Source organism: Paracoccus pantotrophus, assembly GCF_008824185.1.
GTDB lineage: Bacteria > Pseudomonadota > Alphaproteobacteria > Rhodobacterales > Rhodobacteraceae > Paracoccus > Paracoccus pantotrophus.
This window is the reverse complement of record NZ_CP044426.1, coordinates 695,820-721,008: the sequence shown is the minus strand read 5'-3', so window position 1 is coordinate 721,008 and position 25,189 is coordinate 695,820. Positions and strand designations below refer to the sequence as shown.

Sequence of the window (25,189 nt, the reverse complement as noted above, 5' to 3'; positions counted from 1 at the left end):
GCGCGTTGTATCGAAAGGGCTGTATATAGGCAGATCGGCATTTAGTGAAATTCAACATCCGCACAATGATCTTGCACCGGATTCATGATCTCGGACCACCCTGCTTTCTCCGTTTCACAAATACCCTCGGGGGTCCGGGGGCAGACGGCCCCCGGCGCGACCGCGCCACCGGCATCGCCCTTGCACCCTCCGCGCGCCGGGACTATCTGCCGGCCATGACCGAATGGATCACCGCTCCCGGACTGACCGATTATGCCGAGGCCACAGCCTTCATGGAGGCGCGCGCCGCCGCCATCGCCGATGGCCGGGCGGGCGAGCTGGTCTGGCTGGTCGAGCATCCGCCGCTTTACACCGCCGGCACCTCGGCCAGGGCCGCCGACCTGCTCGATGCGCGCTTTCCCGTGCACGAGACCGGGCGCGGCGGGCAATATACCTATCACGGCCCGGGACAGCGCGTCGTCTATGTCATGCTGGACCTGAACCGCCGCGGCCGCGACGTGCGCGCCTTCGTCAAGGCGCTGGAGAGCTGGGTCATCGACGCGCTGGCCGAGTTCAACCTGAAGGGCGAGATCCGCGACGGCCGGGTCGGCGTCTGGATCGCCCGGCCCGACAAGGCGCCACTGCCCGACGGCTCCATGCGCGAGGACAAGATCGCCGCCATCGGCGTCAAGCTGCGCAAATGGGTCAGCTTTCACGGCCTTGCTATCAATGTCGAGCCGGACCTGGGCCATTACGCCGGCATCGTGCCCTGCGGCATCTCGGGCCACGGCGTGACCAGCCTGGTGGACATGGGCCTGCCGGTCGGCATGGACGACCTGGACCTGGCGCTGCGCCGCAGCTTCGCGCGAAACTTCCCGCCGCTCGGCGGCTGATTTTCACCCTGCGACATATTCACCTTCCGCGTTCCTGCGACCTTTTTCCGGTGTTCGGGCTGCTTGGCGCGTGATAGCCCTGTCAGCGCGGGAAGCGGAGAGGTCCGTTCCCCAGACAAAAGCGATTACCCAAGAGGAAACGCGATGAAGATCAGCATCTGTGCCACTCTCGCCGCCCTGTCCCTCGCCCTGCCCGCCGTGGCCCAGGAGGGCGACGCCGCCAAGGGAGAGAAGGAATTCAACAAGTGCAAGGCCTGCCACATGGTCCAGGCACCGGACGGCACCGACATCGTCAAGGGCGGCAAGACCGGGCCGAACCTCTACGGCGTCGTCGGCCGCAAGATCGCCTCGGAGGAAGGCTTCAAATACGGCGACGGCATCCTTGAAGTGGCCGAAAAGAACCCCGACCTGGTCTGGACCGAGGCCGACCTGATCGAATACGTCACCGATCCCAAGCCCTGGCTGGTCGAGAAGACCGGCGATTCGGCCGCCAAGACCAAGATGACCTTCAAGCTCGGCAAGAATCAGGCCGACGTGGTGGCCTTCCTGGCCCAGAACTCGCCCGATGCAGGAGCCGAGGCGGCCCCGGCCGAAGACGCCGCGGATTGATGCGCGGCGTCGCCGTGCCGCTGAAACGGCGTGCCCCTGCCTGCGACAAAACCACGCGGGGGCGCGACTTTTAGTCCCTTCTTCGCATTGCGAGGGGTAGGATTGTGGGCTAGAAACCAGCGAGTCCGCTGGCCCTTGGGCCGGCCAGCCGCATGTCTAGGGAGTCCACGCATGGCAGACGCAGCCGTTCACGGCCACGGTGACCATCATGACACCCGCGGGTTCTTCACCCGCTGGTTCATGTCAACCAACCACAAGGATATCGGGATCCTTTACCTGTTCACGGCCGGCATCGTCGGCCTGATCTCGGTCTGCTTCACCGTCTATATGCGGATGGAATTGCAGCATCCCGGCGTGCAATACATGTGCCTCGAGGGCGCGCGCCTGATCGCCGACGCCTCGGCGGAATGCACGCCCAACGGGCATCTGTGGAACGTCATGATCACCTATCACGGGGTGCTGATGATGTTCTTCGTGGTGATCCCGGCACTGTTCGGCGGTTTCGGCAACTATTTCATGCCGCTGCATATCGGCGCCCCGGACATGGCCTTCCCGCGGCTGAACAACCTCAGCTACTGGATGTATGTCTGCGGCGTGGCCCTGGGCGTCGCCTCGCTCCTGGCGCCGGGCGGCAACGACCAGCCCGGCTCGGGCGTCGGCTGGGTGCTCTACCCGCCGCTCTCCACGACCGAGGCCGGCTATTCCATGGACCTGGCGATCTTTGCCGTCCACGTCTCGGGCGCCAGCTCGATCCTGGGCGCAATCAACATCATCACCACCTTCCTGAACATGCGCGCGCCGGGCATGACGCTGTTCAAGGTGCCGCTGTTTGCCTGGTCGGTCTTCATCACCGCCTGGCTGATCCTGCTGTCGCTGCCGGTGCTGGCGGGCGCCATCACCATGCTGCTGATGGACCGCAACTTCGGCACCCAGTTCTTCGACCCGGCGGGCGGGGGCGACCCGGTGCTTTACCAGCACATCCTGTGGTTCTTCGGCCATCCCGAGGTCTATATCATCATCCTGCCGGGCTTCGGCATCATCAGCCACGTCATCTCGACCTTCGCGCGCAAGCCGATCTTCGGCTATCTGCCGATGGTGCTGGCCATGGCGGCGATCGGCATCCTGGGCTTCGTGGTCTGGGCGCATCACATGTATACCGCCGGCATGTCGCTGACCCAGCAGGCCTATTTCATGCTGGCGACCATGACCATCGCGGTGCCCACCGGCATCAAGGTCTTTTCCTGGATCGCCACCATGTGGGGCGGCTCGATCGAGTTCAAGACGCCGATGCTCTGGGCCTTCGGCTTCCTGTTCCTGTTCACCGTCGGCGGCGTGACCGGCGTGGTGCTGAGCCAGGCGCCGCTGGACCGGGTCTATCACGACACCTATTACGTCGTGGCGCATTTCCACTACGTGATGTCGCTGGGCGCGGTTTTCGCGATCTTCGCCGGGGTCTATTACTGGATCGGCAAGATGTCGGGCCGGCAATACCCGGAATGGGCGGGCCAGCTGCATTTCTGGATGATGTTCATCGGCTCGAACCTGATCTTCTTCCCGCAGCACTTCCTGGGCCGCCAGGGCATGCCGCGCCGCTATATCGACTACCCGGTCGAGTTCTCGTACTGGAACAACATCTCGTCGATCGGCGCCTATATCTCCTTCGCCTCCTTCCTGTTCTTCATCGGCATCGTGTTCTACACGCTCTTCGCCGGCAAGCGCGTGAACGTGCCGAACTACTGGAACGAGCATGCCGACACGCTGGAATGGACCCTGCCCTCGCCGCCGCCGGAGCATACCTTCGAGACGCTGCCCAAGCGCGAGGACTGGGATCGCGCCCAGGCGCATTAATCCCGCGCATTGAACGATGCCCTATGCATGGCACGACGCGGCCCCGGAGCAATCCGGGGCCGTCTGCTTTCGGCTCGAGATCTGGCCTCACCGCTCGCTGTCCCGGCAGGGTTTTGTCTGGGTGATCGGGCTGACCGCCGCAGGACTGGCGCTGCCCCTGCTGGCGGTGGTCGGATCGAAGGTGCTATGGGGACTTCTGCCCTTTGCGGCGCTGGCGGTCTGGGGGTTGTGGCAGGGCATCGTGCGCAGCTATGGCACCGCGCGCGAGGTCATGCTGCTTGACCGCGACCGCCTGATCCTGACCCGCAGTGATCCCGGACGGCCGGACCGCATCTGGCGAACCAACCCCTATTGGGTGCGCACCGCCCTGCGCCGGAACGGCCCGGTCGAGGATTACCTGGTCCTGACCGACGGCCAGCGCGAGGTGGAACTGGGCGCGTTCCTTGCGCCCGAGGAACGGGTGGCGCTGCGCGACGATCTGGAGCGGCGGCTGAACGGGTTGCGCTGAACCGAAAGGCCCGGACACGCGGTCCGGGCCTTCGCCTGCAACGGCCGGGGAGGAGGTCAGCCGTCGACGCGGATCACCTTGTTTTCCGGGTCATAGGGGCTGTCCTCGGTCACCTCGGCATCCCACAACTCCCGCTGCATCCGCAGCTTGAGCCGGGTGCCCGGCTGGGCCAGATCGGGGCGGACATAGCCCATGCCGATGGACTTGCCAAAGGCCACGGACCAGCCGCCCGAGGTCAGCCGTCCGATCCTGGTGCCGTCCTGGGCATAAAGCGCCTCGCGCCCCCAGGGATCAGCATCGGCGGGCCCGTCGATCAGCAGGGTCACGCATTTCGAGCGGATGCCCTTCGCCAGCATCGCCTGCTTGCCGTTGAACGCCTTGTCCAGATCGACGAAACGGTCCAGCCCGGCCTCGAGCGGCGTCGCGTCGCGGCCCAGTTCGGTGCCGAAGGCCCGATAGGATTTCTCCTGGCGCAGCCAGTTCTGGGCACGCGCGCCGACCAGCTTCAGCCCGTGCTTCTCGCCCGCCGCGACCAGCTGGTCCCAGAGGTAGCGGCCGAACTCGATCGGGTGATGCAACTCCCAGCCCAGCTCGCCGGTATAGGCGACGCGGATGGCGCGGACGGGGCACATGCCCAGCTCGATATTGCGCATCGACAGCCAGGGGAAACGCTTGTTGCCCAGCACCGTCTCGGGGTCGGCATCGCGCACCAGCTCCTTGAGGATGGCGCGGCTGTTCGGCCCGGCGAGGGCAAAGACGCCCCATTGCGTGGTGACGTCCTGCACGATCACCTGGCCGAATTCGCCCTCCATCTCCTCGGCCATCTTGCGCAGGTGGTCGCCGTCGTAATCCGCCCAGGCCCCGGCCGAAATCAGGTAGTAGTCGTCCTCGGCCAGCCGCACGATGGTGTATTCGGTCCGCGTCGTGCCGGCCTCGGTCAGCGCATAGGTCAGGTTGATGCGGCCGACCTTGGGCAGCTTGTTGGTGGTGAACCAGTCGAGGAAGGCCGTCGCCCCCTTGCCATGGACGCGATGCTTGGCGAAGGCCGAGGCGTCGATCAGCCCGGCCGCGCCCCGGATCGCCTCGGCCTCGGCCTTGGCATATTGCCACCAGCCGCCGCGGCGGAAGCTGCGGCTGGCATGGTCGTCGAAACCGGCGGGGGCATAATAGTTCGGCCGCTCCCAGCCGTTCACCTGGCCGAATTGCGCGCCGGCTTCCTTCTGCCGGTCATAGGCGGGCGCGGTGCGCAGCGGACGGCAGGATTCGCGCTCCTCGTCCGGGTGGTGCAGGACGAAGACATGCTCGTAAGCCTCCTCGTTCTTGCGGGCGGCGTATTCGGTGGTCATCCAGCCGCCGAAGCGGCGGGGATCGAGACTCGCCATGTCGATCTCGGCCTCGCCCTCGGTCATCATCTGCGCCAGGTAATGGCCGGTGCCGCCGGCGGCGGTGATGCCGAAGCTGAAGCCCTCGGCCAGCCACATGTTGCGCAGGCCGGGCGCCGGGCCGACCAGCGGGTTGCCGTCGGGCGTGTAGCAGATCGGACCGTTGAAATCGTCCTTGAGGCCCACGGTTTCCGAACTGGGAAGCCGGTGGATCATCGACATGTATTCCTCTTCGATCCGCTCCAGGTCCAGCGGGAACAGGTCGGCGCGGAAGCTTTCCGGCACGTCGTAGAGGAAGCGCGCCGGGGCATTGCGCTCATAGGGGCCCAGGATCCAGCCGCCGCGTTCCTCGCGCACATACCATTTGGCGTCCGCATCGCGCAGCACCGGGTGCTCCGGGTTGCCCTCGGCGCGCCATTTGACCAGCGCCGGGTCGGGCTCGGTCACGATATACTGGTGCTCGACCGGGATCGCCGGGATCTTGATGCCCAGCAGCCGCGCGGTGCGCTGCGCATGGTTGCCGGTCGCGGTCACGACATGTTCGGCGCGGATCTCGAACTGCTCGCCCGAGGGGACGAGGTTGCCGCCCCTTTCGACCATCTTCTCGCAGGTGACGATCCATTCCTCGCCGGTCCAGCGGTAGCCGTTGACCTGGATCTTGCGCTCGATGCTGGCGCCGGCCATGCGCGCGGCCCGCGCCATGGCCTGCGTCACGTCGGCGGGGTTGATATAGCCGTCGGTCGGATGGAACAGCGCGCCCTTCAGATCCTCGGTGCGGACCAGCGGCCAGCGGTCCTTGATCTGCTGGGGCGTCAGGAATTCATGCTCGATGCCCACCGTCTCGGCGGTGGCGGAATAGAGCATGTATTCGTCCATCCGCGCATCGGTCTGCGCCATGCGCAGGTTGCCGCAGCGGGTAAAGCCGGCGTTCAGCCCGGTCTCGGCCTCGAGCCCGGCATAGAGCTTGACCGAATAGTCGTGGATATGGCTGGTCGCATAGCCCATGTTGAACAGCGGCAGCAGGCCCGCGGCATGCCAGGTCGAGCCCGCCGTCAGCTCGTCCCGCTCGACCAGCATCGTCTCCCAGCCCGCGCGGGCCAGATGCAGCGCGATGCCGCAGCCGACGGCGCCGCCTCCGACCACCAGGGCCTTCACATGGGTTTTCATCGCAAGCGACTCCTTATTCCGCGCATGGGCTACCTGTGGCGATTAGAGCCCGAACCGCGCGCCGGGCCCGCATTCCCGGCGACATGTTCTTGGCAAAAAACGACATGGCGCATCCGGGCGGTCCGGGAAAGCAAACGCCCCGGAAAACCGGGGCGCATCGTCACAGCATCGAGGGCACCACCAGGTCCGGCGGCCGGTGGCCATCGGCAAAGGTCTTGATGTTGATGATGACTTTCTCGCCCATCTCGATCCGCCCCTCGATGGTGGCCGAGCCCATATGCGGCAGCAGCACGACATTGGGCAGCTCGCGCAGCCGCGGGTTGATCTCGTGCCCATGCTCGAAAACGTCAAGGCCGGCGCCGGCGATCTCGCCCGCGCGCAGCATCCGGGTCAGCGCGTTCTCGTCGATCACCTCGCCGCGCGAGGTGTTGATGACCACGGCCGAGGGCTTCATCAGCTTCAGCCGCCGCGCGTTCAGCAGGTGGAAGGTCGAGGGCGTATGCGGCGCATTCACCGAAACGATGTCCATGCGCGCCAGCATCTGGTCCAGGCTTTCCCAATAGGTCGCCTGCAATTCGGCCTCGACCTCCGGGCGCAGGCGGCGGCGGTTATGGTAATGCACCTGCATGCCGAAGACATTCGCCCGCCGCGCCACCGCCTGGCCGATGCGGCCCATGCCCAGGATGCCAAGGCGCCGCCCGCCCAGCCGCCCGCCCAGATGCGCGGTCGGCGACCAGCCATGCCAGCGGCCGGCCTGCATCTCGGCCATGCCCTCGGGCAGGCGGCGGGTGACGCCCAGGATCAGCGCCATGACCACGTCCGCGGTATCCTCGGTCACGACGCCCGGCGTGTTGCTGACCAGGATGCCGCGCTGGCGGGCGGAATGCACGTCGATATGGTCCACGCCCGCACCGTAATTGGCGATCAGCTTCAGCCTGTCCCCGGCCTGGGCCAGCATGGTGGCGTCGATCTGGTCGGTGATCGTCGGCACCAGAACGTCCGAGACGCGCATGGCGGCGACCAGTTCATCGCGACTCATCTTGCGGTCGTCGGTGTTCAGCGACACGTCGAAAAGCTCGGACATCCGGGTCTCGACCGCCTCCGGCAGGCGCCGGGTCACGGTAACTTTAAGGCGCGAGCGGGTCGGATCGGTCGCATGAACGGCGGGCATGGTCGCTCCTCTCTTCCAAAGCCGGGCGGCTTTTGGCAAAGTGCCCGCGATGCGGGGCAGGCACAAGACCCCGAAAAAGCAGGACGGGCAGATGAAGCAAGGACAGGTCTGGCTTGGCGCCGCGATACTGGCGACGGGGGCGTGCTTGGGATCGGCGGCGCTGGCGCAAGCCACCGATCCGGGCGAGACGCTGGATGCCAAGCAGATCCCCGGCCTCTCGGCCGATGCGACGATCAGCCGCCACCAGGACGGCCGGCGCGACCCGAATCGCGGCTCTGTCACCAACCTGCCGCTGCCGCGCTATGTCAGCCTCAAGGGCAGCGAGGGCAATGCGCGGCGCGGTCCCAGCCTGTCGCATCGCATCGACTGGGTGTTCCGCCATGCCGGCATGCCCCTGCGCGTGGTGGCCGAGTTCGGTCATTGGCGCCGGGTCGAAGACCAGGACGGCGCCGGCGGCTGGGTGCATTATTCCCTGCTGTCGGGCGTGCGCACCGCCATCGTGACCAAGGACATGCTGGACCTGCAGGCCCGCCCCGAGCCGCGCGCCGAGGTGGTGGCGCGGGCCGAGGCCGGCGCCATCGTCCGGCTGCATGAATGCAATCCCGACTGGTGCCGGGTCTCGGGCGGCGGCGAAAAGGGCTGGGTGCCCAAGACCACGATCTGGGGCGTCGATCCCGACGAGATCCGCGACTGAAACCCGTGCCGGCAGGTCAGCCGGCCTTGCGGATCACCACATGGCCCAGCGAGACGCGCATCCAGGCAAAGCGCGAGGCGCGTGGCGTGCCGGTGCCGAAATCGGGATGGGTCATGTCCTCGGCCCCGCATTCGTCGATCAGTTCCTTGACGAAGCCGACCATGCCGCGGTCATGGCCGTGGAACCGCCGGCGCACCAGGTGCCAGCGCATCCAGCCGGTCAGCTTGCCCAGCGGATAAACCGCCTGCACCGGCCGCGACCGATGCAACCTGTCGAGCAGCCGTTCATGCGGGGAAAGCCGGGGCGGCCGGGGACGATAGGATTTGCCGTCGGGATATTGCCGCCAATAACCGGTGCCCCAATCCTCGATAAAGTAATATCCGCCCGGCTTGAGGTGGTGTTCGAAAAGATGCCAGAAGCTGATGCGGGACAATTGCCCGACATGCGAGGCATCGTCGATGATGACGTCGAAACCTTGCGGCGCCCGTTCCGCCGCGATCCGGTCCAGAAGCGCCTTGTCCTGTTGTTCGCCGACATAGCAGCGCACCCGCCCGCTTTCGAAGCGCGCCGAGCAGGGATTGATGTCCAGCCCGGTGATTTCGGCGTTCGGCAGCCAGGATTCCCAATATCTCAGCGAATCGCCCCGCGCTATTCCCAATTCCAGCAATCGCAGCGGCTGCATACGCAGGGGGCCGATATATTTTTCGTAATTGGCGAAGTAATGCTGAAGTCCCATCTTGTCGATCGGCACTTCATCGACGCTTTTCATCGAGGCTGCCTTGAAAACCTGCATGCCATCCTCCCGGACAGATTACCGCCTACATTCCAGAAACTGCACGGGAAGGATAGGCCGGTGCAGCCGGGCCATCAAGAAATTGGCGCCTTTCCTGCCGGAATGGACGGGTTGATGCCGACCTGGCGGCGATCAGCCTCCAGGTCATATTGCCTTGCAGTTGTGACATCGGCCGCCACGGCCGCCGGATCGCCGCCCGGCGGCGGATTCGCGCAAGCCCTTGTCCGGCGAAACGCATCCTGCGCAAGCCGCGGTCAGCCGGCCTCGGACAAAAGCCCGCGTCCCTTCAGCAATGCCTCGACGCCGGGGGTACGGCCGCGGAACTTCAGCCACAGCTCGTCGGCCGGCCGGGAATCACCCTTGGAAAGAATCCATTGCTCCAGCCGGCACGCGGTTTCGGCGTCGAAGGGATCGCCCTTTTCCATGAAGGCCGCGAAAGCGTCGGCATCCATCACCTCGGACCACATGTAGCTGTAATAGCCCGAGGAATAGCCGTCGCCGGAAAACACATGCGCGAAATGCGGCGTGGCATGGCGCATCGGGATAGCGGCCGGCGCGCCCAGTTCCGCCAGCACCTCGGCCTGCCGCGCCATCGGGTCGGCGGGCGGCGCGCCGCGGTGAAAGGCCAGGTCCACCAGCGCGCTTTCCAGATATTCGGTGGTGGCAAAGCCCTGGTCGGCATTGCCGGCCGCCAGGATGCGGTCGCGCAGCGCCGCGGGCAGTGGCGCCCCGGTCTCGGCATGGCGGGCATGGCGGTCCAGCACCTCGGGCTGTTCCAGCCAATGCTCGAAAAGCTGGCTGGGCAGCTCGACGAAATCCCGCGCCACCGAGGTACCCGAGATCGAGGGCCAGGACACGTCCGACAGGATATGGTGCAGCGCATGGCCGAATTCGTGGAACAGCGTATGGGCATCGTCCCAGGACAGATAAGCCGGCGCGCCCGCGGCCTCGGGCGGGGTGAAGTTGCAGACATTGGTGACGATCGGCCGCTGCCCCGCGCCGATCTTGTGCTGCTGTTGCAGCGACGAACACCAGGCCCCCGACCGCTTGCCGGGCCGGGCGAAGTAATCGCCGACGAAGACCGCCATGCGCCGGCCGTCCCGCGTCACCTCCCAGGCGCGGGCATCGGGCGACCAGAGCGGCGCCGTGAACGCGCGCATCTCGATCCCGAACAGGCGCTGCGCGGTGTCGAAGACTGCGCCCAGCATCGCCTCCAGCGTCAGATAGGGCTTGACCTCGGCCTCGTCGAGATCGTGTTCGGCCTTGCGCCGGCGCTCGGCATAGAAGCGCCAGTCCCAGGGTTCCAGCACGCCGTTCACCCCGTCCTCGCGCAGCATCGCGGTCAGGCGCTCGGCATCGGCCTCGGCCCTGGTCTTGGCCGCAGCCCAGACCTGGGTCAGCAGCGCCTCGACATTCCCGGCATTGCGGGCCATCTCGGGCTCCAGCTTGTAGCTGGCGAAATCCTCATAGCCCAGCAGCCGGGCGCGCTCGTGGCGCAATTGCAGGATCTCGGCGGCGATGGGGCGGTTGTCGGTCGCGGCCCCGCCCGCGCCCTGCCCCGAGCCGCGCGCGCACCAGGCCCGCCAGGCCGCCTCGCGCAGGGCGCGGTCTTCGCAATATTCCAGGAAGGGCACGATCAGCGAGCGGTTCAGCGTCACCACCTGCCCCGGCATCCCGCGTTCGCGCGCTGCCGCCCGCATGGCGCGGACCAGCCAATCCGGCAGGCCGGACAGCTGGTCGTCGGCGACACCCATGGCAAAGTCGCGCTCGTCCGTCAGCACGTTCTGGGCGAAATCGGTCGACAGCACCGCCAGCCGCTCGCGGATCGCCGCCATGCGCTCGCGCGCCGCGCCGGTCAGGCCCGCGCCCGCCCGGCGCAGCCCGCGCAGGGTCAGCTCGGTCAGGCGGCAGTCCTCGGGCGCAAGCCCGCCCGCATCCTGCATCACCGCCTCGACCCGGTCGAACAGCCTCGGGTCCATGCTGACCTTGCTGCCATGCGCGGCCAGGCGCGGGGCGATGCGGCGCTGCAGATCCTCGCGCGCCGGGTTGGAATCGACGCCAGTCAGGGTGAAGAAGATGGCGCAGAGCCGGTTCAGCGGCTCCTCGGCCGTCTCCAGCGCGGCGACGGTATTGGCAAAGTCCGGCGGCGCGGGATTGGCGGCGATGGTCTCGACAGCCTCCTCGGCCAATTTCAGGCAGGCGTCGAAGGCCGGGTCGAAATCCTCGTCGCGGATCAGGTCGAAACGCGGCAGGCCCAGGGGGCCGGTCCAATGCGTCAGTTCGGGGTTCATGCGAGCCTCCTTTTCCGGGGGCGAGTGTTTCAGCCTGCGCGGAAATGTCCAGAGCCGCAGACAGTGCAATCGGCGCGTCGCGATATCTTCATCAGCCGGTTCTCGCCGTAAAGCCCGTCAAAGATCAGCATGCGGCCGCGCAGGGGCTCGCCCGCCCGCGCGATCAGCTTGATCGCCTCCAGCGCCATCAGGCTGCCCACGACGCCGGGCAGGGGACCGACGACGCCGGCTTCGGCGCAGGCGGGGGCAAGGCCCGGTGCCGGAGCCTCGGGAAAGATGCAGGCCATGCAGGGCGCACCGCGGGCCGGATCCCAGATCGTCACCTGCCCTTCCCATTGCGCGATGGCGCCGGCGACCAGCGGCACGCCGGCGGCGGCGCAGGCCGCGTTCACTGCGCGGCGCGCGGCGAAACTGTCGGTGCCGTCCAGCACCAGGTCATGTTCGGCGACCAGGGCGGCATCCTCGGCCCCGATGCGGCGGTTCAGCGCCGTGACCTCGACATGCGGGTTCAGCGCCAGCATGGCATCGCGCGCGGCCTCGGCCTTGGGGCGGCCGTCATCGGCGCTGCGAAAGATCACCTGGCGCTGCAGGTTCGACAGGCCGACCTGATCGTCGTCGGCGACGGTGATGCGCCCGACACCGGCCGCCGCCAGATAAAGGCAGATCGGCGCCCCCAGCCCACCGGCGCCCACCACCAGCACGCGGGCGCGACGCAGCGCCGCCTGTCCCGGCCCGCCCAGCTCGCGCAGCACGATATGGCGGGCATAGCGGTCAAGCTCGGGGTCCGAAAGCGGGCCGGACCGCACGGGCGCGGGCGGATCGGGCAGCGGGACGGCGCGGCGATGCAACTGCCGCAGCAGCAGACGATAGCCCAGTCCCAGCGCCACCACGCCGCCGGCCAGCCCCCAGACCCGAGGATCGCCGCCGACCAGCCGCGCAACAGTGCTGCCAGGCGCCAGGGCCAGCGCGGCAATGGCGGCCAGCCACAGCGCAGCGACCCCCGCCCAGCCGCGCCATTCCGGCCAGCCAAGCAGGCGCGCCGCGACCAGCACGGCAAGCATGAGGAAAAGGATCAGCACGGGCTCAGCCCCGCCCGGTCGAGCCGAAGCCGCCCTCGCCGCGCGCGGTCTGCTCCAGCGCCTCGGCCATGACATAGGCGGCGCGGGTCACGGGGGCGATCACCGCCTGGGCGATGCGCTCGCCGTGACGGATCGCATAGGGCTGCGGGCCCAGGTTGATCATGATCACCCCCAGCGGCCCGCGATAGTCGCTGTCGATGGTGCCAGGCGTGTTGGGCAGCGTCACCCCATGCTTCAGCGCCAGGCTGGAGCGGGGGCGGATCTGCATCTCGTAGCCCTCGGGGATCTGCACGCGCAGCCCGGTGGGCACCAGGCGGATCTGGCCGGGTTCGAGCAGCAGCTCGCCCCCGCCCAGCTCGGCCCGCAGGTCGGCGCCGGCCGAGCCGCGGGTCTGGTATTCGGGCAGCGGCAGCGCCGGATCGGCGCCCGGTTCGCGCAGAACCAGAATCGTCACCTCGGCCGCCATTCCCAAAGCCCCTTATTTCGGCGAGATCATCATGACCATCTGGCGCCCTTCCAGCTTGGGCATGGATTCGACCTTGCCCGCCTCGCCGACATCGGCGGCGACGCGGTTCAGAAGCTCGACCCCAAGCTGCTGGTGGGCCATCTCGCGGCCGCGGAAGCGCAGGGTGATCTTGACCTTGTCGCCCTCGGCCAGGAACTTCATGACCGAGCGCATCTTGACGTCGTAATCATGGGTATCGGTTCCGGGACGGAACTTGATCTCCTTGATCTCGATGATCTTCTGCTTCTTGCGGGCCTCGGCCTCGCGCTTTTGCTGTTCATACTTGAACTTGCCCAGGTCCATGATCTTGCAGACCGGGGGCGTGGCATTCGGCGAGATCTCGACAAGATCCAGCCCGGCTTCCTGTGCAAGCTCCAGACCGCGGGCGGGTGTCACGACGCCGATATTTTCGCCTTCGGGACCGATCAGGCGGATTTCGGCGACTCGGATGCGCTCGTTGACGCGGGGGCCGGTGTCACGGGTGGGCGGAGCGTTATGCGGTCTGCGGGCTATGGCTGTCTTCCTTGTATTGCCGGGGGTTCCGGGCGGTTAAATAGTCCTGCGCAGGCGGATTTTCAACCGGATTCGGTTGCGCGCGCCAAGGTTTGGCCGGTGTTCTGCGCGCTTTCCCATGGTGGCCGGCGCCGCTGCCGTGCTGCTGTCGCCGGAACGCTTTCCCCGCTTGCCGCAGCATGGCATAGAAGAGCCGACCCGCCGCAGCCCTGACGGAGAAACCGATGCAGAAATTCCTGGCCGTGATCGTGATTCTTGCCCTTGCGTTCGGCGGGTTGTGGCTGGGGAGCGGCGGCGATCCGCTGGCCCGGCTGGCTGGCAATGCGCCGCCTCCACCGGCCGAGCCCCCCGCCGCCGCCCCGACCGCCGCCCAGCAAGGCGCCAATGCCGCAGCCGATGCCGCGGCCGATGCGGCAGCCGTCGCGGCGGATGCGGCGGCCGAAGCCTCGGCCTCGGCCGGACAGGCGGCGGTCGGCGCGGCAGGTACGGCCGCGGACCAGGCCGAAGCGGCGGCCGAGGCGGCCATAGCCGCCGCCGACCGCGCCGCCGACGCCGCGGCCCGAGCCAATGCCACCCCCGAACAGGCCGAGGCCGCCGCCATCGCCGCCAGCACCGCCGCACGCGAGGCCGCCAGCGCCACGCGCGAAGCCGGCGCGGCGGCGGGCGAAGCGGTCCAGATCGACGCCGCCCTGACCCCGCAGGGCTTCGATGCCGCCAAGGTGCGCGCCATGATCGAGGGCTCGGCGCTGACGCCCGAGCACAAGGCCGAACTCCTGGCCCAGCTGGAGCGGACGACGCTGGACCCGGCGGCGCTGGCGCAGGTGCTGGCGCAGATCAAGGCTGCCCTGCCATGAGCTTTCCCAGCCTGGAGGATTTCCTGACGGCGCCGCGCGGCCGGCTGGACAAGGGGCCGGTCGCGCTTTTGCTGATCGAGGACCAGGCAGCGGTGCAAAGGACGCTGGCGCATCACCTAGCCGCCGGGTTCCGGCTGATCCTGGCGCTGTCGCCCGAGCCGCTGCCCGCCCATGTCCTGCCCAGGGAAGGCGCGGAACGGATCCTCAACCTGCGCCACGATGCGCGCCGCGGCCAGGCGGCGGTCGAAGCGGTCAATGCGGTGATCGCGGCGGCGCCCGCCGATACCTGGCTTTACTACGGCTATAATGCCGAGTTCCTGTTCTATCCCTTCTCGGAAAGCCGCAGCGTGGGCGAGATGCTGGCCTTTCACGCCGAGGAACGCCGGCGGGCGATGCTGACCTATGTCATCGATCTCTATGCCCCGGACCTGGAGCGTTTCCCCGATGCGGTCAGCCTGGACGAGGCGATGTTCGACCGCACCGGCTATTACGCGCTTGGCCGCATGGATCGCGAGGGGCGCCACAAGGAACGGCAACTGGATTTCCACGGCGGGCTGCGCTGGCGATTCGAGGAGCACCTGCCCGCCGACCGCCGCCGCATCGACCGCATCGCGCTGTTTCGCAGCCAGCCGGGGTTGCGGCTCTTGCCGGACCTGCGCTTCAACGTCGAGGAATACAACACCTATGCCTGCCCCTGGCACAATAACCTGACCGCGGCGGTTGCGTCCTTCCGGGTGGCCAAGGCGCTGGCCCGCAATCCCGGCTCGCGCGGGCAGATCCGCGGCTTCCGCTGGCGCAATTCGCATCCCTTCCGCTGGAACTCGCAGCAGCTGATGGACCTGGGGCTGATGGAGCCCGGCCAGTGGTTCTAGGACCGGCCGCGGATCAGGCGGCGCTGACCCGCCAGATCACGTCGCCCACGTCATCGGCCATCAGAAGCGACCTGCCGTCCGGGCCGATGGCCACGCCCACCGGCCGGCCATAGGAATATTTCTCGTCCTCGGAGAGAAAGCCCGACAGGATGTCGCGCGGTGGGCCGGCAGGCCGGCCGTCCCGGAAGGGCACGAAGATCAGCCTGTAACCCGACAGGGTCGAGCGGTTCCACGAGCCGTGCTGGCCGATCGCCATGCCGTCCGGGAAGCCCGGCAGCGTGCCCTCGGGCATCCAGCACAGGCCGAGCGAGGCGGTATGGCCGCCCAAGGCGTAATCGGGGGTGATGGCGCGGGCGACCTCGGCCGGATCCTGCGGCACCCGGTCGTCGATGATCCGCCCCCAATAGCAATAGGGCCAGCCGTAGAACCCGCCCTCCTGCACCGAGGTCAGGTAATCGGGCGGCGTCTCGTCGCCCAGCCCGTCGCGTTCGTTCACCACGGTCCAGAGCGCACCGGTCGCGGGCTCCCAGGCCAGGCCGACCGGGTTGCGCAGGCCCGAGGCGAAGATGCGGGCGCGGCCGGTCTCCAGGTCCAGTTCCCAGATCGCGGCCCGGCCCTCTTCGGCCTCCATGCCCTCGTCGGCGATATTGGTCAGCGAGCCGACACCACAATAGAGCCGCTTGCGGTCGGGCGAGACGATCAGGCTGCGCGTCCAATGCCCGCCCGGCTTGAAATCGACCAGCCGGCGCCCCGGCCCGTCGAGCCGCGTCGCGCCGGGCGCATAGGGAAAGGCGACGATGCCGTCGGTATTGCCGACATAGAAGGTATCGCCGACCAGGGCCATGCCGAAGGGCTGGCGCTGGCCCTCGAGGAAAACCTGGCGCGTCTCGGCCACGCCATCGCCGTCGCCGTCGCGCAGCAGCGTGATGCGGTTGGCGCTGGTGCCCAGGGCGCGGGCGCGGCGCATGGTGGCCTGGGCGGCGCGGTCGAGCAGCGATTTCGGCGGGCTTGCCTCTTGCAGGGCCTCGGCCACCAGCACATCGCCATTGGGCAGCACCTCGATCCAGCGCGGATGGCGCAATTCGCGGGCGAAGGCATCCACGCGCAGGCCCGGCGCGGCCTCGGGCCGCTGGTCCGGCGCCCAGCCCCGCGCGGTGGGCATCTTCAGCGTCATGATGCCCTGTTTCTTCGCCTCGGGGATAGCGGGGCTTGGCCCGAACGCCGCCATTCGCGGCGCGCCCATGCGCCGCATCAGCACCATCGCGCCGCCGATGGCGGCCGTCGCCCTGGCCAGAAGATCCATGGCTTTCCTTCCTGTCTCTGCAAGCCGCAGGCTAATCGGGATGCGCCGCGGGTCAATCCCGGAATGCGTCGAGACCGGAGCAAATCGGCGGGGGCGGCGCGGGTGGCGCCGTCCCTGGGGTATTTGGGGAACAGAGAAGCGTTCAGCCGCGCGCGTCGCGGACCAGCCCCGCGAGACGCTCGGTCGAGGGGTCGTGGCCGGAGGCGGGCTTGCCCTCAAGCAGCGGCGCCAGCTTCAGCGCCAGTTCCTTGCCGAGTTCCACGCCCCATTGATCGAAGCTGTTGATGCCCAGGATCACCCCTTCGGCAAAGACGCGATGCTCGTAGAGCGCGACGATCTGGCCCAGAGTGTAGGGGGCGAGTTCCGGGATCAGCAGCGTGGTCGAGGGGCGGTTGCCGGGAAAGACCCGGTGGCGGGCCTGGCGCTCCAGTTCCGCGCCGGTCAGGCCCTTGGCACGCATGAGGTCCAGCGCCTCGTCCAGCGAACGGCCGCGCATCAGCGCCTCGGATTGCGCCAGGCAGTTGGCGACCAGCAGCAGGTGATGATGCGCCAGTTCTGGCTCGTGGCCGCGGGCGGCGACGATGAATTCGCAGGGCACCACCGCCGTGCCCTGGTGGATCAGCTGGTAGAAGGCATGCTGGCCGTTGGTGCCCGGCTCGCCCCAGACCACCGGCCCCGAGGGCTGGGTCAGGTCGCTGCCGTCCATGGCGACGCGCTTGCCGTTCGATTCCATTTCCAGCTGCTGCAGATAGGCCGGCAGGCGGCCGAGGCGGTTGTCATAGGGCAGCACGGCACGGGTGCCGTAGCCGCAGACCTGGTGGTGCCAGATGCCGACCAGCGCCAGGATTACCGGCAGGTTTTCCGCCAGCGGCGCCTGGCGGAAATGCCGGTCCATGGCCGCGGCGCCGGCCAGGAAGCGGTCGAAGTTCTCGGGCCCGATGGCGATCATCAGCGACAGGCCGATGGGGCCCCACATGGAATAGCGCCCGCCGACCCAATCCTCGAAGCCGAAGACGCGGGACGGCTCGATCCCCCATTCGGCGGTGCGGTCGGTGGCCGAGGACAGCGCAGCGAATTGCGCCGCCGGCTGCGCCACGGTCTTCGCCATCCAGTCCAGCGCCGTACGGGCATTGGTCATGGTCTCGATGGTGGTGAAGGTCTTGGAAGCGACGATGACCAGCGTGGTCGCCGGGTCGAGCCCCTTCAGCGTATCGGCAATGTCCGCCCCGTCCACGTTGGAGACGAAATGCACCCGCGGCCCGTCATGCCAGGGCGAAAGCGCCCGCGTGGCCATGGCCGGGCCGAGGTCCGAACCGCCGATGCCGATATTGACGACATCGGTGATGCGGCCACCCTGCCCCTGGAAGCTGCCGTCGCGGACGGCGGCGGCGAAATCGCGCATCCGCTGATGCGTGCGGCGCAGCTCGGGCATCACGTCGCGGCCGTCCACCGTGACGCTGGCGTCGAGATTGCGCAGCGCGGTGTGCAGCACGGCGCGATCCTCGGTCTCGTTGATGCGCTGGCCGGTGAACATGGCCTCGCGGCGTTCCGGAACCGGCGCGGCGAGGTCCAGCAGCAGGTCGCGGGCGCGCGCGTCGATGCTGGTCTTGGACCAGTCCAGCACCAGCCCTTCGGCGCTGGTCGAAAAGGCGGCGGCGCGGGCCGGATCGGCGTCAAACAGCGCCTCGATCCGCAGCGCGCCCTGGGATTTGCGGTGGTCGGTCAGTCTGGTCCAGATATCGGTCATCTCACTCTGCCCAATGCACGGTGATGTCGCCCAGGAAGGCGCGGATCGGCGCCTCGGTCGGGTCGAGGCCCTGCGCGCGCTCGAACGCCTCGCGCTTGTCGGCGCCGGCGATCAGCAGATGGGTGTTGATCGCGCCCTTCAGCGCCGAGGCGGTCAGGGTGATCCGCGGCTCGTCCTTCACGCTGTTGATTGCCATGACGGTGGGCGCGTCGGAGGCCAGCGCCAGCACGGTCTCGGAAGCCGAGGGAAACAGGCTTGCCGTATGCATGTCGGTGCCCATGCCCAAGAGCAGCACGGTCAGCGGCAGATGCGGGGCGATGGTCTCGGCAAGCGCCGGCACCGCATCCTCGGGGCGCTCGTCGCCGGTATAGAGGTCGATGTAATGCGCCGTAGCCGCCTTGTCCTTGAGCAGGTGGCGGCGCAGCAGCCGGCCGTTCGAGCGGACATGCTCGCCATCCACCCAGCGTTCGTCGTTGAGCAGCACGGTGACGCGCGGCCAGTCGATCTCGCTGCCCGAAAGATAGTCGTAAAGTGGTGCCGGGGTGGTGCCGCCCGGCACGCAGAGGCTGGCGCCGTCATCCACCCGCAGGTGCTGCGACAGCTGCCCCGCCAGCCGGTCGGCCAGCGACAGAAACAGCATCTCGCGGTCGGGATATTCGATGAACTCGAGCGTCATGGCCGGATCTCCCTCCAGCGGCGGTTGTCGCGATGCAGCAGGCGCAACGCCTCTTCCGGGCCGCTTGAGCCGGGGTCATAGGGCTCGGGCCGCTTCGAGCCGGATTCCCAGGCGGCGATGATCGGGTCCGTCCAGGCCCAGGCGGCCTCGACCTCGTCGCCGCGCATGAACAGGGTCTGGTTGCCGCGGATCACGTCCATGATCAGCCGCTCATAGGCGTCGGGCATGTCCGAGCCTTCGGCCCCCAGCGCATCGGCAAAGCTCATGTCCAGCGGCACCTGCACCAGGCGCATGCCGCCCGGCCCCGGCTCCTTGATCATCACGGTCAGGTGCATGCCCTCGTTCGGTTGCAGCTTGATGACAAGCTGGTTGGCCTTGTGCGTGCCGCCGTCGTCGAAGATCGAATGCGGCGGCTCCTTGAAGGTCACGACGATCTCGCTGGTGCGGGCGCGCAGCCGCTTGCCGGTGCGCAGGTAGAAGGGCGTGCCGGTCCAGCGCCAGTTGGCGATCCGCACCTTCAGCGCCACGAAGCTTTCGGTGCGCGAGAGCGGATTCTCGGCATCCTCCAGATAACCGGGACCATCGGGGCCGGCCATGTACTGGCCGCGCACGATGTCCTCGGCCGCGAGCGGTTCCAGCGCACGGATCACCTTGAGCTTTTCGTCGCGCACCGCATCGGGGTCGAAATGATAGGGCGGCTCCATGGCGATCAGGCACAGAAGCTGCATCAGGTGATTCTGCACCATGTCCCGCATGGCGCCGGAATGGTCGTAATATTCGCCGCGCCCGCCCACGCCCACCGTCTCGGCCACGGTGATCTGGACATGGTCCACATATTGCGCGTTCCACAAGGGTTCGAACAGGATATTGGCGAAGCGCACCGCCATCAGGTTCTGGACGGTTTCCTTGCCCAGGTAATGGTCGATCCGATAGATCTGGTTCTCGTCGAAATGTCGGGCCAGCGTCGCATTCAGCGCGCGCGCGGTGGCAAGGTCGCGGCCGAAAGGCTTTTCGACCACGATGCGGCTGTCCGCATCCGCGATGCCGTTGCCGGCCAGGCGTTCGGCAATGTCGCCGAACAGCGCCGGCGCCACCGAGAAATAGAACGCATGCACCACCCCCGGCCGCACCCGCGCCTTGAGTTCGGCCCAGCCATCGGTGCCGCGCGCGTCGATGGCGACATAGCCCAGCATGTCCAGAAAGGCCGAAAGCTGCGCCTGGTCCTGGCCGGGGCCGATGAATTCCTCGATCGCTGCGCGCATCTCGGCGCGGAAGGCCTCGTCGTCCTGGCGGGTGCGGGCCGCGCCGATGATGCGCGCGCTGGCCGGCACCTGCCCGGCCACGAAGCGGCGATACAGGCCCGGCACGATCTTGCGCCGGGCCAGGTCGCCGGTAGCACCAAAGATCACCAGGTCGAAATCCTCAACCGGAATGATGCGTGAAACCATCGCTGCCTCCTCATCGCTGATCTGCCGATTAGCTGATGTTAGCGGTAACATCAAGTCCTTCAAATCCGTCCCCTTTCAGTTCGGTTCCCGCGGGGTTGCGCCAGGCCACGGGAAGGGCGCGGCCTGGGTTGTATCAAGACGCGCGATGGCCTTGGCCAGGCGCGGCAGGCGGGCACGGCGCATCAGTTCCTTGCGGGTCATGTCGCCGCCGGCGGCGCGGGCGCGCGCCTCGGTCGCCTGGACCGCGGCCAGGACGGGGTCCGGCGCCCGCAGATAGAGGTCGCGCAGGAACTCGTCGGGATGAATCGCCCGCAACCCGACCGATGCCAGCGCGCCGCGCGGAAAGTCGCGCAGATTCGCGGTGACGATCGCCGCTGCCCCGGCGGCCAGCGCGCATTCCACCACATGCCGATCGGCCGGGTCGGGCAGGTCGAGGCCGAATCCCCCCTGCCCCGGCTCGACCAGGGCCTGCGGAAAACGCGCCTGCAGCAGCGCGATCTCGGCCCCGGCCTCGGCGCCTTGGCGGGTGGCGACGTGGCGCCATTCGTCCAGGATGCGGCGCGACCAGGCCGGCTGGAACAGCCCCGCCGCCGCCGTGTCGATCAGGATTTCCCGCAGCACGGTCGGGAACAGCACGCAGGCGTCCAGGACCGCCTTCATCCGTCCAGCCGGAAGAACAGCGCCTTGAGATAGCCGGTCTCGGCCAACTGGGGCAGCGTCGGATGGTCCGGGCCGGCCTGGCCGGTATGCAGCAGTTGCATCCGCCGCCCGCCCCGGCCGATGCCGCGGGCGCTGGCATTGCGGAATGCGGCCAGATCGGCGGCGTGGCTGCAGGAACACAGGCCCAGATAGCCGCCCGGTGCGACCAGGGGCGCGGCCAGCTTCGCCACCCGCTCATAGGCGCGCAGGCCCGCCTCCAGCGCCGGTTTCGAGGGCGCGAAGGCCGGCGGATCACAGATCACTAGGTCGAACTGCGCACCCTCGGCGGCCAGCGCCTCCATCTGCTCGAAGGCGTCGCCCTGGCGGGTGGCCAGCCGCGACTCGGCGCCCATGGCGCGCGCGCCGCCCCGCGCCAGATCCAGCGCCGCGGCCGAGCCGTCGATGCAGGTGGCATGGGCCGCCCCCACCGCCAGCGCGGCAAGGCCGAAGCCGCCGACATGCGAGAACACGTCCAGCACGCGCTGGCCCTGCGCCAGCCGCTGCGCAAAGGCATGGTTGGGGCGCTGGTCATAGAACAGCCCGGTCTTTTGCCCCTGCACCAGGTCGGCCAGATAGATCGCGCCGTTCATCGGCACCTCGACGGGGCCGTCGACGGCGCCCGACAGAATCTCGGTCCGCTCGGGCAGGCCCTCCAACCCGCGTGCGCGCCCCTGCCCGTTCAGGATCACGGTCGAGACGCCGGCAACCTCGCGCAGCGCCGCGGCGATGTCTTCGACCATGCGCTCGGCCCAGGCGGCGTTGGGCTGGATCACCGCGGCATCGCCGAAACGGTCGATGATGGTGCCGGGCAGCCCGTCGGCCTCGGCATGGACCAGCCGGTAGAATGGCGCATCAAACAGCCGTTCGCGCAGCGCCAGTGCCCGGTGCAGCCGCGCGGCGATCCAGCCGCGGCTGATCCGCACCTGCGGGTCGGGGTCCATGACGCGGGCGATGATCCGCGAATCGGGGTTCACCGTGACCAGCCCCAGCGGCCGGCGCTCGGCATCTTCCAGCACGGCAAAGCTGCCGGGCGGAATGGCGCGCGTTCGCCGGTCCGTGACCAGTTCGTCGGCAAAGACCCAGGGAAAGCCGTGGCGGATCGCCTGGGGCTTGGATTTCGGGCGCAATCGGATGATGGGCAGATCGGCGGTCATGGCGGCCTCGTGCAAAACGGCGCAGGATTGCCACGGCAAGCGCCCGCGGGCAAGAGCAGGCCGGTTGCAATGTTACCGCTAACAGGCTACATTGGCGCCAAAGGAGAAGCGAGCCATGACCCTGCACGCCACCATCGACCGGGTGACCGACCGCATCCGCGAGCGTTCGATCCATAGCCGCAGCGCCTATCTGGCCAAGATCGCCCGCGCCGCCGAGGCGGGGCCGCGCCGCGCGCATCTGTCCTGCGGCAACCAGGCCCATGCCTATGCCGCCATGCCCGACAAGGCGGATTTCGCCACCACCCGCAAGCCCAATATCGGCATCGTCACCGCCTATAACGACATGCTCTCGGCCCATCAGCCCTATGAGCGTTATCCCGACCTGATCCGCCAGGCCGCCCATGCGGCGGGCGCCACGGCGCAGGTCGCGGGCGGCGTGCCGGCGATGTGCGACGGCGTCACGCAGGGCCGGCCGGGGATGGAATTGTCGCTGTTCTCGCGCGACGTGATCGCGCTGGCCTCGGGCGTGGCGCTGACGCATGACGTCTTCGATGCGGCGCTTTACCTGGGCGTCTGCGACAAGATCGTGCCGGGGCTGATCATCGCCGCCGCCACCTTCGGCCATATCCCGGCGGTCTTCGTGCCGGCCGGGCCCATGCCCTCGGGTCTGCCCAATGACGAGAAATCCAAGGTCCGCCAGCAATTCGCCACCGGCGAGGTCGGGCGCGAGGCGCTGATGGCGGCCGAGATGGCCAGCTATCACGCGCCGGGCACCTGCACCTTCTACGGCACGGCGAACACCAACCAGATGCTGATGGAGTTCATGGGCCTGCACCTGCCCGGTTCCAGCTTCGTCAATCCGAACACGCCGCTGCGCGAGGCGCTGACCAGCGCCGCGGTCCAGCGCGTGGCCGCGATCACCCGGCTGGGCAACGACTACCTGCCGGCGGGCGAGGTGCTGGACGAGTGCGCCTTCGTGAACGGCATCGTCGGGCTGATGGCCACCGGCGGCTCGACCAACCTGGTGCTGCACTTGCCGGCGATGGCGCGGGCGGCCGGGGTGATCCTGGATCTCGAAGATTTCCACGACCTGTCCGAAACCGTGCCGCTGATGGCCCGCGTCTATCCCAACGGCCTGGCCGACGTGAACCATTTCCACGCCGCGGGCGGCCTTGGCTTCATGATCGGCCAGTTGCTGGAGGCGGGGCTGCTGCATGATGACGTGCGCACCATCGCCGGCGGCGGGCTTGGCGCCTATGCCAGCGAACCGAAACTGAAGGACGGCCGGATCGAATGGGTCGAGGGCGCGCGCCAGACGCTGAACGACAAGATCCTGCGCCCGGCCGCCAGTCCCTTTGCCGCCACCGGCGGGCTGAAGCAGCTGTCGGGCAACCTGGGCCGCGGCGTCATCAAGGTCTCGGCCGTGGCGCCGGAGCGCCATGTCATCGAGGCGCCGGCGCGCGTGTTTTCCGACCAGGAAGAGGTCAAGGCCGCCTTCAAGCGCGGCGAGTTCACCGAGGACGTGGTGGTCGTCGTCCGCTTCCAGGGCCCGCGTGCCAACGGCATGCCCGAACTGCACTCGCTGACCCCGACGCTGGCCGTGCTGCAGGACCGCGGGCTGCGGGTGGCCCTGGTCACCGACGGCCGCATGTCCGGCGCCTCGGGCAAGGTTCCCGCGGCGATCCATATCTCGCCCGAGGCGGCGGATGGCGGGCCGCTGGCGCGGCTGCGCGACGGCGATCCCGTCCGGCTCGACGCGGTGGCCGGCACGCTGACCTGCCTGGCCCCCGGCTTCGAGGACCGGCCGGCGATCACGCATGACCCCTCGCCTTCCGCCGAGGGGCTAGGGCGCGAGCTTTTCGCCGCTTTCCGCCGCAATGTCGGCCCCGCCACCGAGGGCGCCGCGGTCGTCGTCTGACCTCCTGCCAGTTTCGTCCCCCGCGCCCGGCCGGCGTCAATGGTCGCGGCGCGCCGGGGCGCACAGGGCCATGTCGGTGCCAGACCAGCCGGATCGGCCTGGCCGCGCACGCGGCCAGGCAGGCCGGTGCCGCGGCAGCGGGATGACCTGCCCCATGCCTGCGATACGCGGCAGGGCCGGGCGCTGCGACCCCGCCTCCTCCACCGGCTCGCGCAGGAACAGCACCGTCAGGCAGACCCGGCCCCCGTCGTCCCGAATCGGACAGATCCGGGCATCGACCCGAAAGCGCCGGCCGGATTTGGCGACCTGCACCAGATCATGGAGCCGCGCCTCGCACCCATCCGGCATCCCGAGCATGCGCCGGATCCGGTCCGGCACCCAGTCCGCGGGGTCCAGAAGCATCACCACGGGGCGACCGACCAACTCCTCGCGCCGATAGCCGCACATGCCCAGGTAGCTTTGGTTCACCGCGACGATATGGCCGGCCCGGTCGAGGATCAGCACCGCGCGATGCGAGCCCATCGCCCGCATCGCCCATTCGAGATCGTGGTGAAGCCGCTGGATTTGGGTCATCCCGGATAACTCCTGCAAAGGATTTCCGGCAGGATTGCGCCAATAGGCTAAGATTCCGTTAGCACGCGCCAGTTTTCTTCAGCATTCGGTCGGCGGGCCGAACCGCTCGATCATCCGCTTGCGGATCTGGTCGCGCACGCCGCGGTAAAGCGCCAGCTTCGCCTCTCGCCCCTCGGCCAGGCCGCTGGGGTCCATGATCGGCCAATATTCCACGTCCAGATGAGAAACCCTCGTCAGTTCAAGGGCCTGCCTCTGGCTGGCCGGGGACAGCGCGATCACCAGGTCGAAACTGGTCAGATCGTCCCCCCAGGCCTTCATTTCCTCGAAGGATCGCGCGCGATGGGTGGAAAGCTCGACCCCGATCTCCTTGCAGACGGCGATGGCAAAGCCGTCGATTTCCATGTCGTTCCTGACACCGGCCGATTGCACATAGGCAGCGCGGCCGTAGAATTTCTTCATCATCCCCTCGGCCATGGGGGAACGGATGGCGTTGTGGTCGCAGCAGAACAGCAC

23 protein-coding genes are annotated in these 25,189 nt (G+C 68.2%); 8 read left to right on the top strand and 15 right to left on the bottom strand.

All coding sequences use genetic code 11. The features are described from left to right. Window positions 1-215: 215 nt before the first annotated feature. The 4 genes from lipB (at window position 216) to ESD82_RS13960 (ending at window position 3,837) form a co-directional block, all read left to right on the top strand. Complete coding sequence (gene lipB / locus ESD82_RS13975; RefSeq protein ID WP_147428094.1) at window positions 216-872, top strand: lipoyl(octanoyl) transferase LipB; 657 nt, start codon at window positions 216-218, stop codon at window positions 870-872. A gap of 144 nt (window positions 873-1,016) precedes the next feature. Continuing rightward, on the top strand, window positions 1,017-1,481 hold the full coding sequence (locus ESD82_RS13970; RefSeq protein ID WP_147428095.1) for a c-type cytochrome: 465 nt from the start codon (window positions 1,017-1,019) through the stop codon (window positions 1,479-1,481). A 171-nt stretch (window positions 1,482-1,652) separates the two neighbouring features. Next, on the top strand, window positions 1,653-3,329 hold the full coding sequence (gene ctaD / locus ESD82_RS13965) for a cytochrome c oxidase subunit I (protein WP_074990786.1): 1,677 nt from the start codon (window positions 1,653-1,655) through the stop codon (window positions 3,327-3,329). 16 nt (window positions 3,330-3,345) lie between these two features. Continuing rightward, window positions 3,346-3,837, top strand: coding sequence for a DUF2244 domain-containing protein (locus tag ESD82_RS13960; RefSeq protein WP_024845558.1), 492 nt, complete (start codon window positions 3,346-3,348; stop codon window positions 3,835-3,837). A gap of 56 nt (window positions 3,838-3,893) precedes the next feature. On the opposite strand, the gene ESD82_RS13955 is transcribed toward ESD82_RS13960, so the two are convergent. After that, complete coding sequence (locus ESD82_RS13955) at window positions 3,894-6,386, bottom strand: GcvT family protein (RefSeq protein WP_024845557.1); 2,493 nt, start codon at window positions 6,384-6,386, stop codon at window positions 3,894-3,896. Between the two features lie 160 nt (window positions 6,387-6,546). After that, window positions 6,547-7,557: a 2-hydroxyacid dehydrogenase gene (locus ESD82_RS13950; protein ID WP_024845556.1), complete on the bottom strand. Its 1,011-nt coding sequence runs from the start codon at window positions 7,555-7,557 to the stop codon at window positions 6,547-6,549. Window positions 7,558-7,648: 91 nt separating this feature from the next. Here ESD82_RS13950 and ESD82_RS13945 point away from each other — a divergent pair, with 91 nt between their 5' ends. After that, a complete protein-coding gene (locus ESD82_RS13945) occupies window positions 7,649-8,251 on the top strand; it encodes an SH3 domain-containing protein (RefSeq protein ID WP_024845555.1) in 603 nt (200 codons plus the stop codon). A gap of 16 nt (window positions 8,252-8,267) precedes the next feature. Here ESD82_RS13945 and ESD82_RS13940 read toward each other — a convergent pair whose 3' ends face one another. From ESD82_RS13940 to infC, 5 genes are all read right to left on the bottom strand, one after another. After that, complete coding sequence (locus tag ESD82_RS13940; protein WP_147428096.1) at window positions 8,268-9,044, bottom strand: class I SAM-dependent methyltransferase; 777 nt, start codon at window positions 9,042-9,044, stop codon at window positions 8,268-8,270. A 254-nt stretch (window positions 9,045-9,298) separates the two neighbouring features. Next, entirely contained in the window at window positions 9,299-11,335 is a 2,037-nt protein-coding gene (locus ESD82_RS13935; RefSeq protein WP_024845553.1) for a M3 family metallopeptidase, read from the bottom strand. 29 nt (window positions 11,336-11,364) lie between these two features. Next, window positions 11,365-12,396, bottom strand: a complete 1,032-nt coding sequence (locus ESD82_RS13930) for a HesA/MoeB/ThiF family protein (RefSeq protein ID WP_147428327.1) — start codon at window positions 12,394-12,396, stop codon at window positions 11,365-11,367. 22 nt (window positions 12,397-12,418) lie between these two features. After that, on the bottom strand, window positions 12,419-12,880 hold the full coding sequence (dut, locus tag ESD82_RS13925) for a dUTP diphosphatase (protein ID WP_024845551.1): 462 nt from the start codon (window positions 12,878-12,880) through the stop codon (window positions 12,419-12,421). 12 nt (window positions 12,881-12,892) lie between these two features. Continuing rightward, complete coding sequence (gene infC / locus ESD82_RS13920) at window positions 12,893-13,345, bottom strand: translation initiation factor IF-3 (protein ID WP_231486905.1); 453 nt, start codon at window positions 13,343-13,345, stop codon at window positions 12,893-12,895. 311 nt (window positions 13,346-13,656) lie between these two features. Here infC and ESD82_RS21830 point away from each other — a divergent pair, with 311 nt between their 5' ends. Both ESD82_RS21830 and ESD82_RS13915 read left to right on the top strand, forming a co-directional pair. After that, window positions 13,657-14,286, top strand: a complete 630-nt coding sequence (locus tag ESD82_RS21830) for a hypothetical protein (protein ID WP_167521767.1) — start codon at window positions 13,657-13,659, stop codon at window positions 14,284-14,286. Next, on the top strand, window positions 14,283-15,158 hold the full coding sequence (locus ESD82_RS13915; RefSeq protein WP_024845548.1) for a glycosyltransferase family 2 protein: 876 nt from the start codon (window positions 14,283-14,285) through the stop codon (window positions 15,156-15,158). The genes ESD82_RS21830 and ESD82_RS13915 overlap by 4 nt, the downstream gene beginning before the upstream one ends. Before the next feature lie 13 nt (window positions 15,159-15,171). Here ESD82_RS13915 and ESD82_RS13910 read toward each other — a convergent pair whose 3' ends face one another. The 6 genes from ESD82_RS13910 to ESD82_RS13885 form a co-directional block, all read right to left on the bottom strand. Beyond that, the gene (locus ESD82_RS13910; protein ID WP_024845547.1) at window positions 15,172-16,461 is read right to left on the bottom strand and encodes a PQQ-dependent sugar dehydrogenase; all 1,290 of its coding nucleotides are present in this window, start codon (window positions 16,459-16,461) and stop codon (window positions 15,172-15,174) included. 142 nt (window positions 16,462-16,603) lie between these two features. Continuing rightward, on the bottom strand, window positions 16,604-18,208 hold the full coding sequence (pgi, locus tag ESD82_RS13905) for a glucose-6-phosphate isomerase (RefSeq protein ID WP_147428097.1): 1,605 nt from the start codon (window positions 18,206-18,208) through the stop codon (window positions 16,604-16,606). A 1-nt stretch (window position 18,209) separates the two neighbouring features. Next, window positions 18,210-18,884 carry a 6-phosphogluconolactonase gene (pgl, locus tag ESD82_RS13900; protein ID WP_147428098.1) on the bottom strand — a complete coding sequence of 225 codons (675 nt, stop codon included), beginning with the start codon at window positions 18,882-18,884 and terminating at the stop codon, window positions 18,210-18,212. After that, window positions 18,881-20,332 carry a glucose-6-phosphate dehydrogenase gene (gene zwf / locus ESD82_RS13895; protein ID WP_024845544.1) on the bottom strand — a complete coding sequence of 484 codons (1,452 nt, stop codon included), beginning with the start codon at window positions 20,330-20,332 and terminating at the stop codon, window positions 18,881-18,883. The genes pgl and zwf overlap by 4 nt, the downstream gene beginning before the upstream one ends. A 75-nt stretch (window positions 20,333-20,407) precedes the next feature. After that, entirely contained in the window at window positions 20,408-20,992 is a 585-nt protein-coding gene (locus ESD82_RS13890) for an RSP_2648 family PIN domain-containing protein (RefSeq protein WP_028710123.1), read from the bottom strand. Beyond that, on the bottom strand, window positions 20,989-22,185 hold the full coding sequence (locus ESD82_RS13885; RefSeq protein WP_147428099.1) for an RSP_2647 family RNA methyltransferase: 1,197 nt from the start codon (window positions 22,183-22,185) through the stop codon (window positions 20,989-20,991). Before ESD82_RS13885 ends, ESD82_RS13890 begins: the two co-directional genes overlap by 4 nt. Window positions 22,186-22,300: 115 nt before the next feature. Between ESD82_RS13885 and edd the strand changes: the two genes are divergently transcribed. After that, window positions 22,301-24,103: a phosphogluconate dehydratase gene (gene edd / locus ESD82_RS13880; protein WP_024845541.1), complete on the top strand. Its 1,803-nt coding sequence runs from the start codon at window positions 22,301-22,303 to the stop codon at window positions 24,101-24,103. 36 nt (window positions 24,104-24,139) lie between these two features. Here the strand turns inward: edd and ESD82_RS13875 are convergent, their stop codons facing one another. Further along, a complete protein-coding gene (locus tag ESD82_RS13875) occupies window positions 24,140-24,676 on the bottom strand; it encodes a PAS domain-containing protein (RefSeq protein WP_147428100.1) in 537 nt (178 codons plus the stop codon). A 78-nt stretch (window positions 24,677-24,754) separates the two neighbouring features. After that, complete coding sequence (locus tag ESD82_RS13870; RefSeq protein ID WP_231486904.1) at window positions 24,755-25,150, bottom strand: arsenate-mycothiol transferase ArsC; 396 nt, start codon at window positions 25,148-25,150, stop codon at window positions 24,755-24,757. Window positions 25,151-25,189 lie beyond the last annotated feature (39 nt).

What these genes read in the sequence shown, in the direction of transcription:
- lipB (WP_147428094.1), top strand. Translation starts at nt 216, where the DNA reads ATGACCGAATGGATCACCGCTCCCGGACTGACCGATTATGCCGAGGCC.
- ESD82_RS13970 (WP_147428095.1), top strand. Translation starts at nt 1,017, where the DNA reads ATGAAGATCAGCATCTGTGCCACTCTCGCCGCCCTGTCCCTCGCCCTG.
- ctaD (WP_074990786.1), top strand. Translation starts at nt 1,653, where the DNA reads ATGGCAGACGCAGCCGTTCACGGCCACGGTGACCATCATGACACCCGC.
- ESD82_RS13960 (WP_024845558.1), top strand. Translation starts at nt 3,346, where the DNA reads ATGCCCTATGCATGGCACGACGCGGCCCCGGAGCAATCCGGGGCCGTC.
- ESD82_RS13955 (WP_024845557.1), bottom strand. Translation starts at nt 6,386, where the DNA reads ATGAAAACCCATGTGAAGGCCCTGGTGGTCGGAGGCGGCGCCGTCGGC.
- ESD82_RS13950 (WP_024845556.1), bottom strand. Translation starts at nt 7,557, where the DNA reads ATGCCCGCCGTTCATGCGACCGATCCGACCCGCTCGCGCCTTAAAGTT.
- ESD82_RS13945 (WP_024845555.1), top strand. Translation starts at nt 7,649, where the DNA reads ATGAAGCAAGGACAGGTCTGGCTTGGCGCCGCGATACTGGCGACGGGG.
- ESD82_RS13940 (WP_147428096.1), bottom strand. Translation starts at nt 9,044, where the DNA reads ATGCAGGTTTTCAAGGCAGCCTCGATGAAAAGCGTCGATGAAGTGCCG.
- ESD82_RS13935 (WP_024845553.1), bottom strand. Translation starts at nt 11,335, where the DNA reads ATGAACCCCGAACTGACGCATTGGACCGGCCCCCTGGGCCTGCCGCGT.
- ESD82_RS13930 (WP_147428327.1), bottom strand. Translation starts at nt 12,396, where the DNA reads ATGCTTGCCGTGCTGGTCGCGGCGCGCCTGCTTGGCTGGCCGGAATGG.
- dut (WP_024845551.1), bottom strand. Translation starts at nt 12,880, where the DNA reads ATGGCGGCCGAGGTGACGATTCTGGTTCTGCGCGAACCGGGCGCCGAT.
- ESD82_RS21830 (WP_167521767.1), top strand. Translation starts at nt 13,657, where the DNA reads ATGCAGAAATTCCTGGCCGTGATCGTGATTCTTGCCCTTGCGTTCGGC.
- ESD82_RS13915 (WP_024845548.1), top strand. Translation starts at nt 14,283, where the DNA reads ATGAGCTTTCCCAGCCTGGAGGATTTCCTGACGGCGCCGCGCGGCCGG.
- ESD82_RS13910 (WP_024845547.1), bottom strand. Translation starts at nt 16,461, where the DNA reads ATGGATCTTCTGGCCAGGGCGACGGCCGCCATCGGCGGCGCGATGGTG.
- pgi (WP_147428097.1), bottom strand. Translation starts at nt 18,208, where the DNA reads ATGACCGATATCTGGACCAGACTGACCGACCACCGCAAATCCCAGGGC.
- pgl (WP_147428098.1), bottom strand. Translation starts at nt 18,884, where the DNA reads ATGACGCTCGAGTTCATCGAATATCCCGACCGCGAGATGCTGTTTCTG.
- zwf (WP_024845544.1), bottom strand. Translation starts at nt 20,332, where the DNA reads ATGGTTTCACGCATCATTCCGGTTGAGGATTTCGACCTGGTGATCTTT.
- ESD82_RS13890 (WP_028710123.1), bottom strand. Translation starts at nt 20,992, where the DNA reads ATGAAGGCGGTCCTGGACGCCTGCGTGCTGTTCCCGACCGTGCTGCGG.
- ESD82_RS13885 (WP_147428099.1), bottom strand. Translation starts at nt 22,185, where the DNA reads ATGACCGCCGATCTGCCCATCATCCGATTGCGCCCGAAATCCAAGCCC.
- edd (WP_024845541.1), top strand. Translation starts at nt 22,301, where the DNA reads ATGACCCTGCACGCCACCATCGACCGGGTGACCGACCGCATCCGCGAG.
- ESD82_RS13875 (WP_147428100.1), bottom strand. Translation starts at nt 24,676, where the DNA reads ATGACCCAAATCCAGCGGCTTCACCACGATCTCGAATGGGCGATGCGG.
- ESD82_RS13870 (WP_231486904.1), bottom strand. Translation starts at nt 25,150, where the DNA reads ATGGCCGAGGGGATGATGAAGAAATTCTACGGCCGCGCTGCCTATGTG.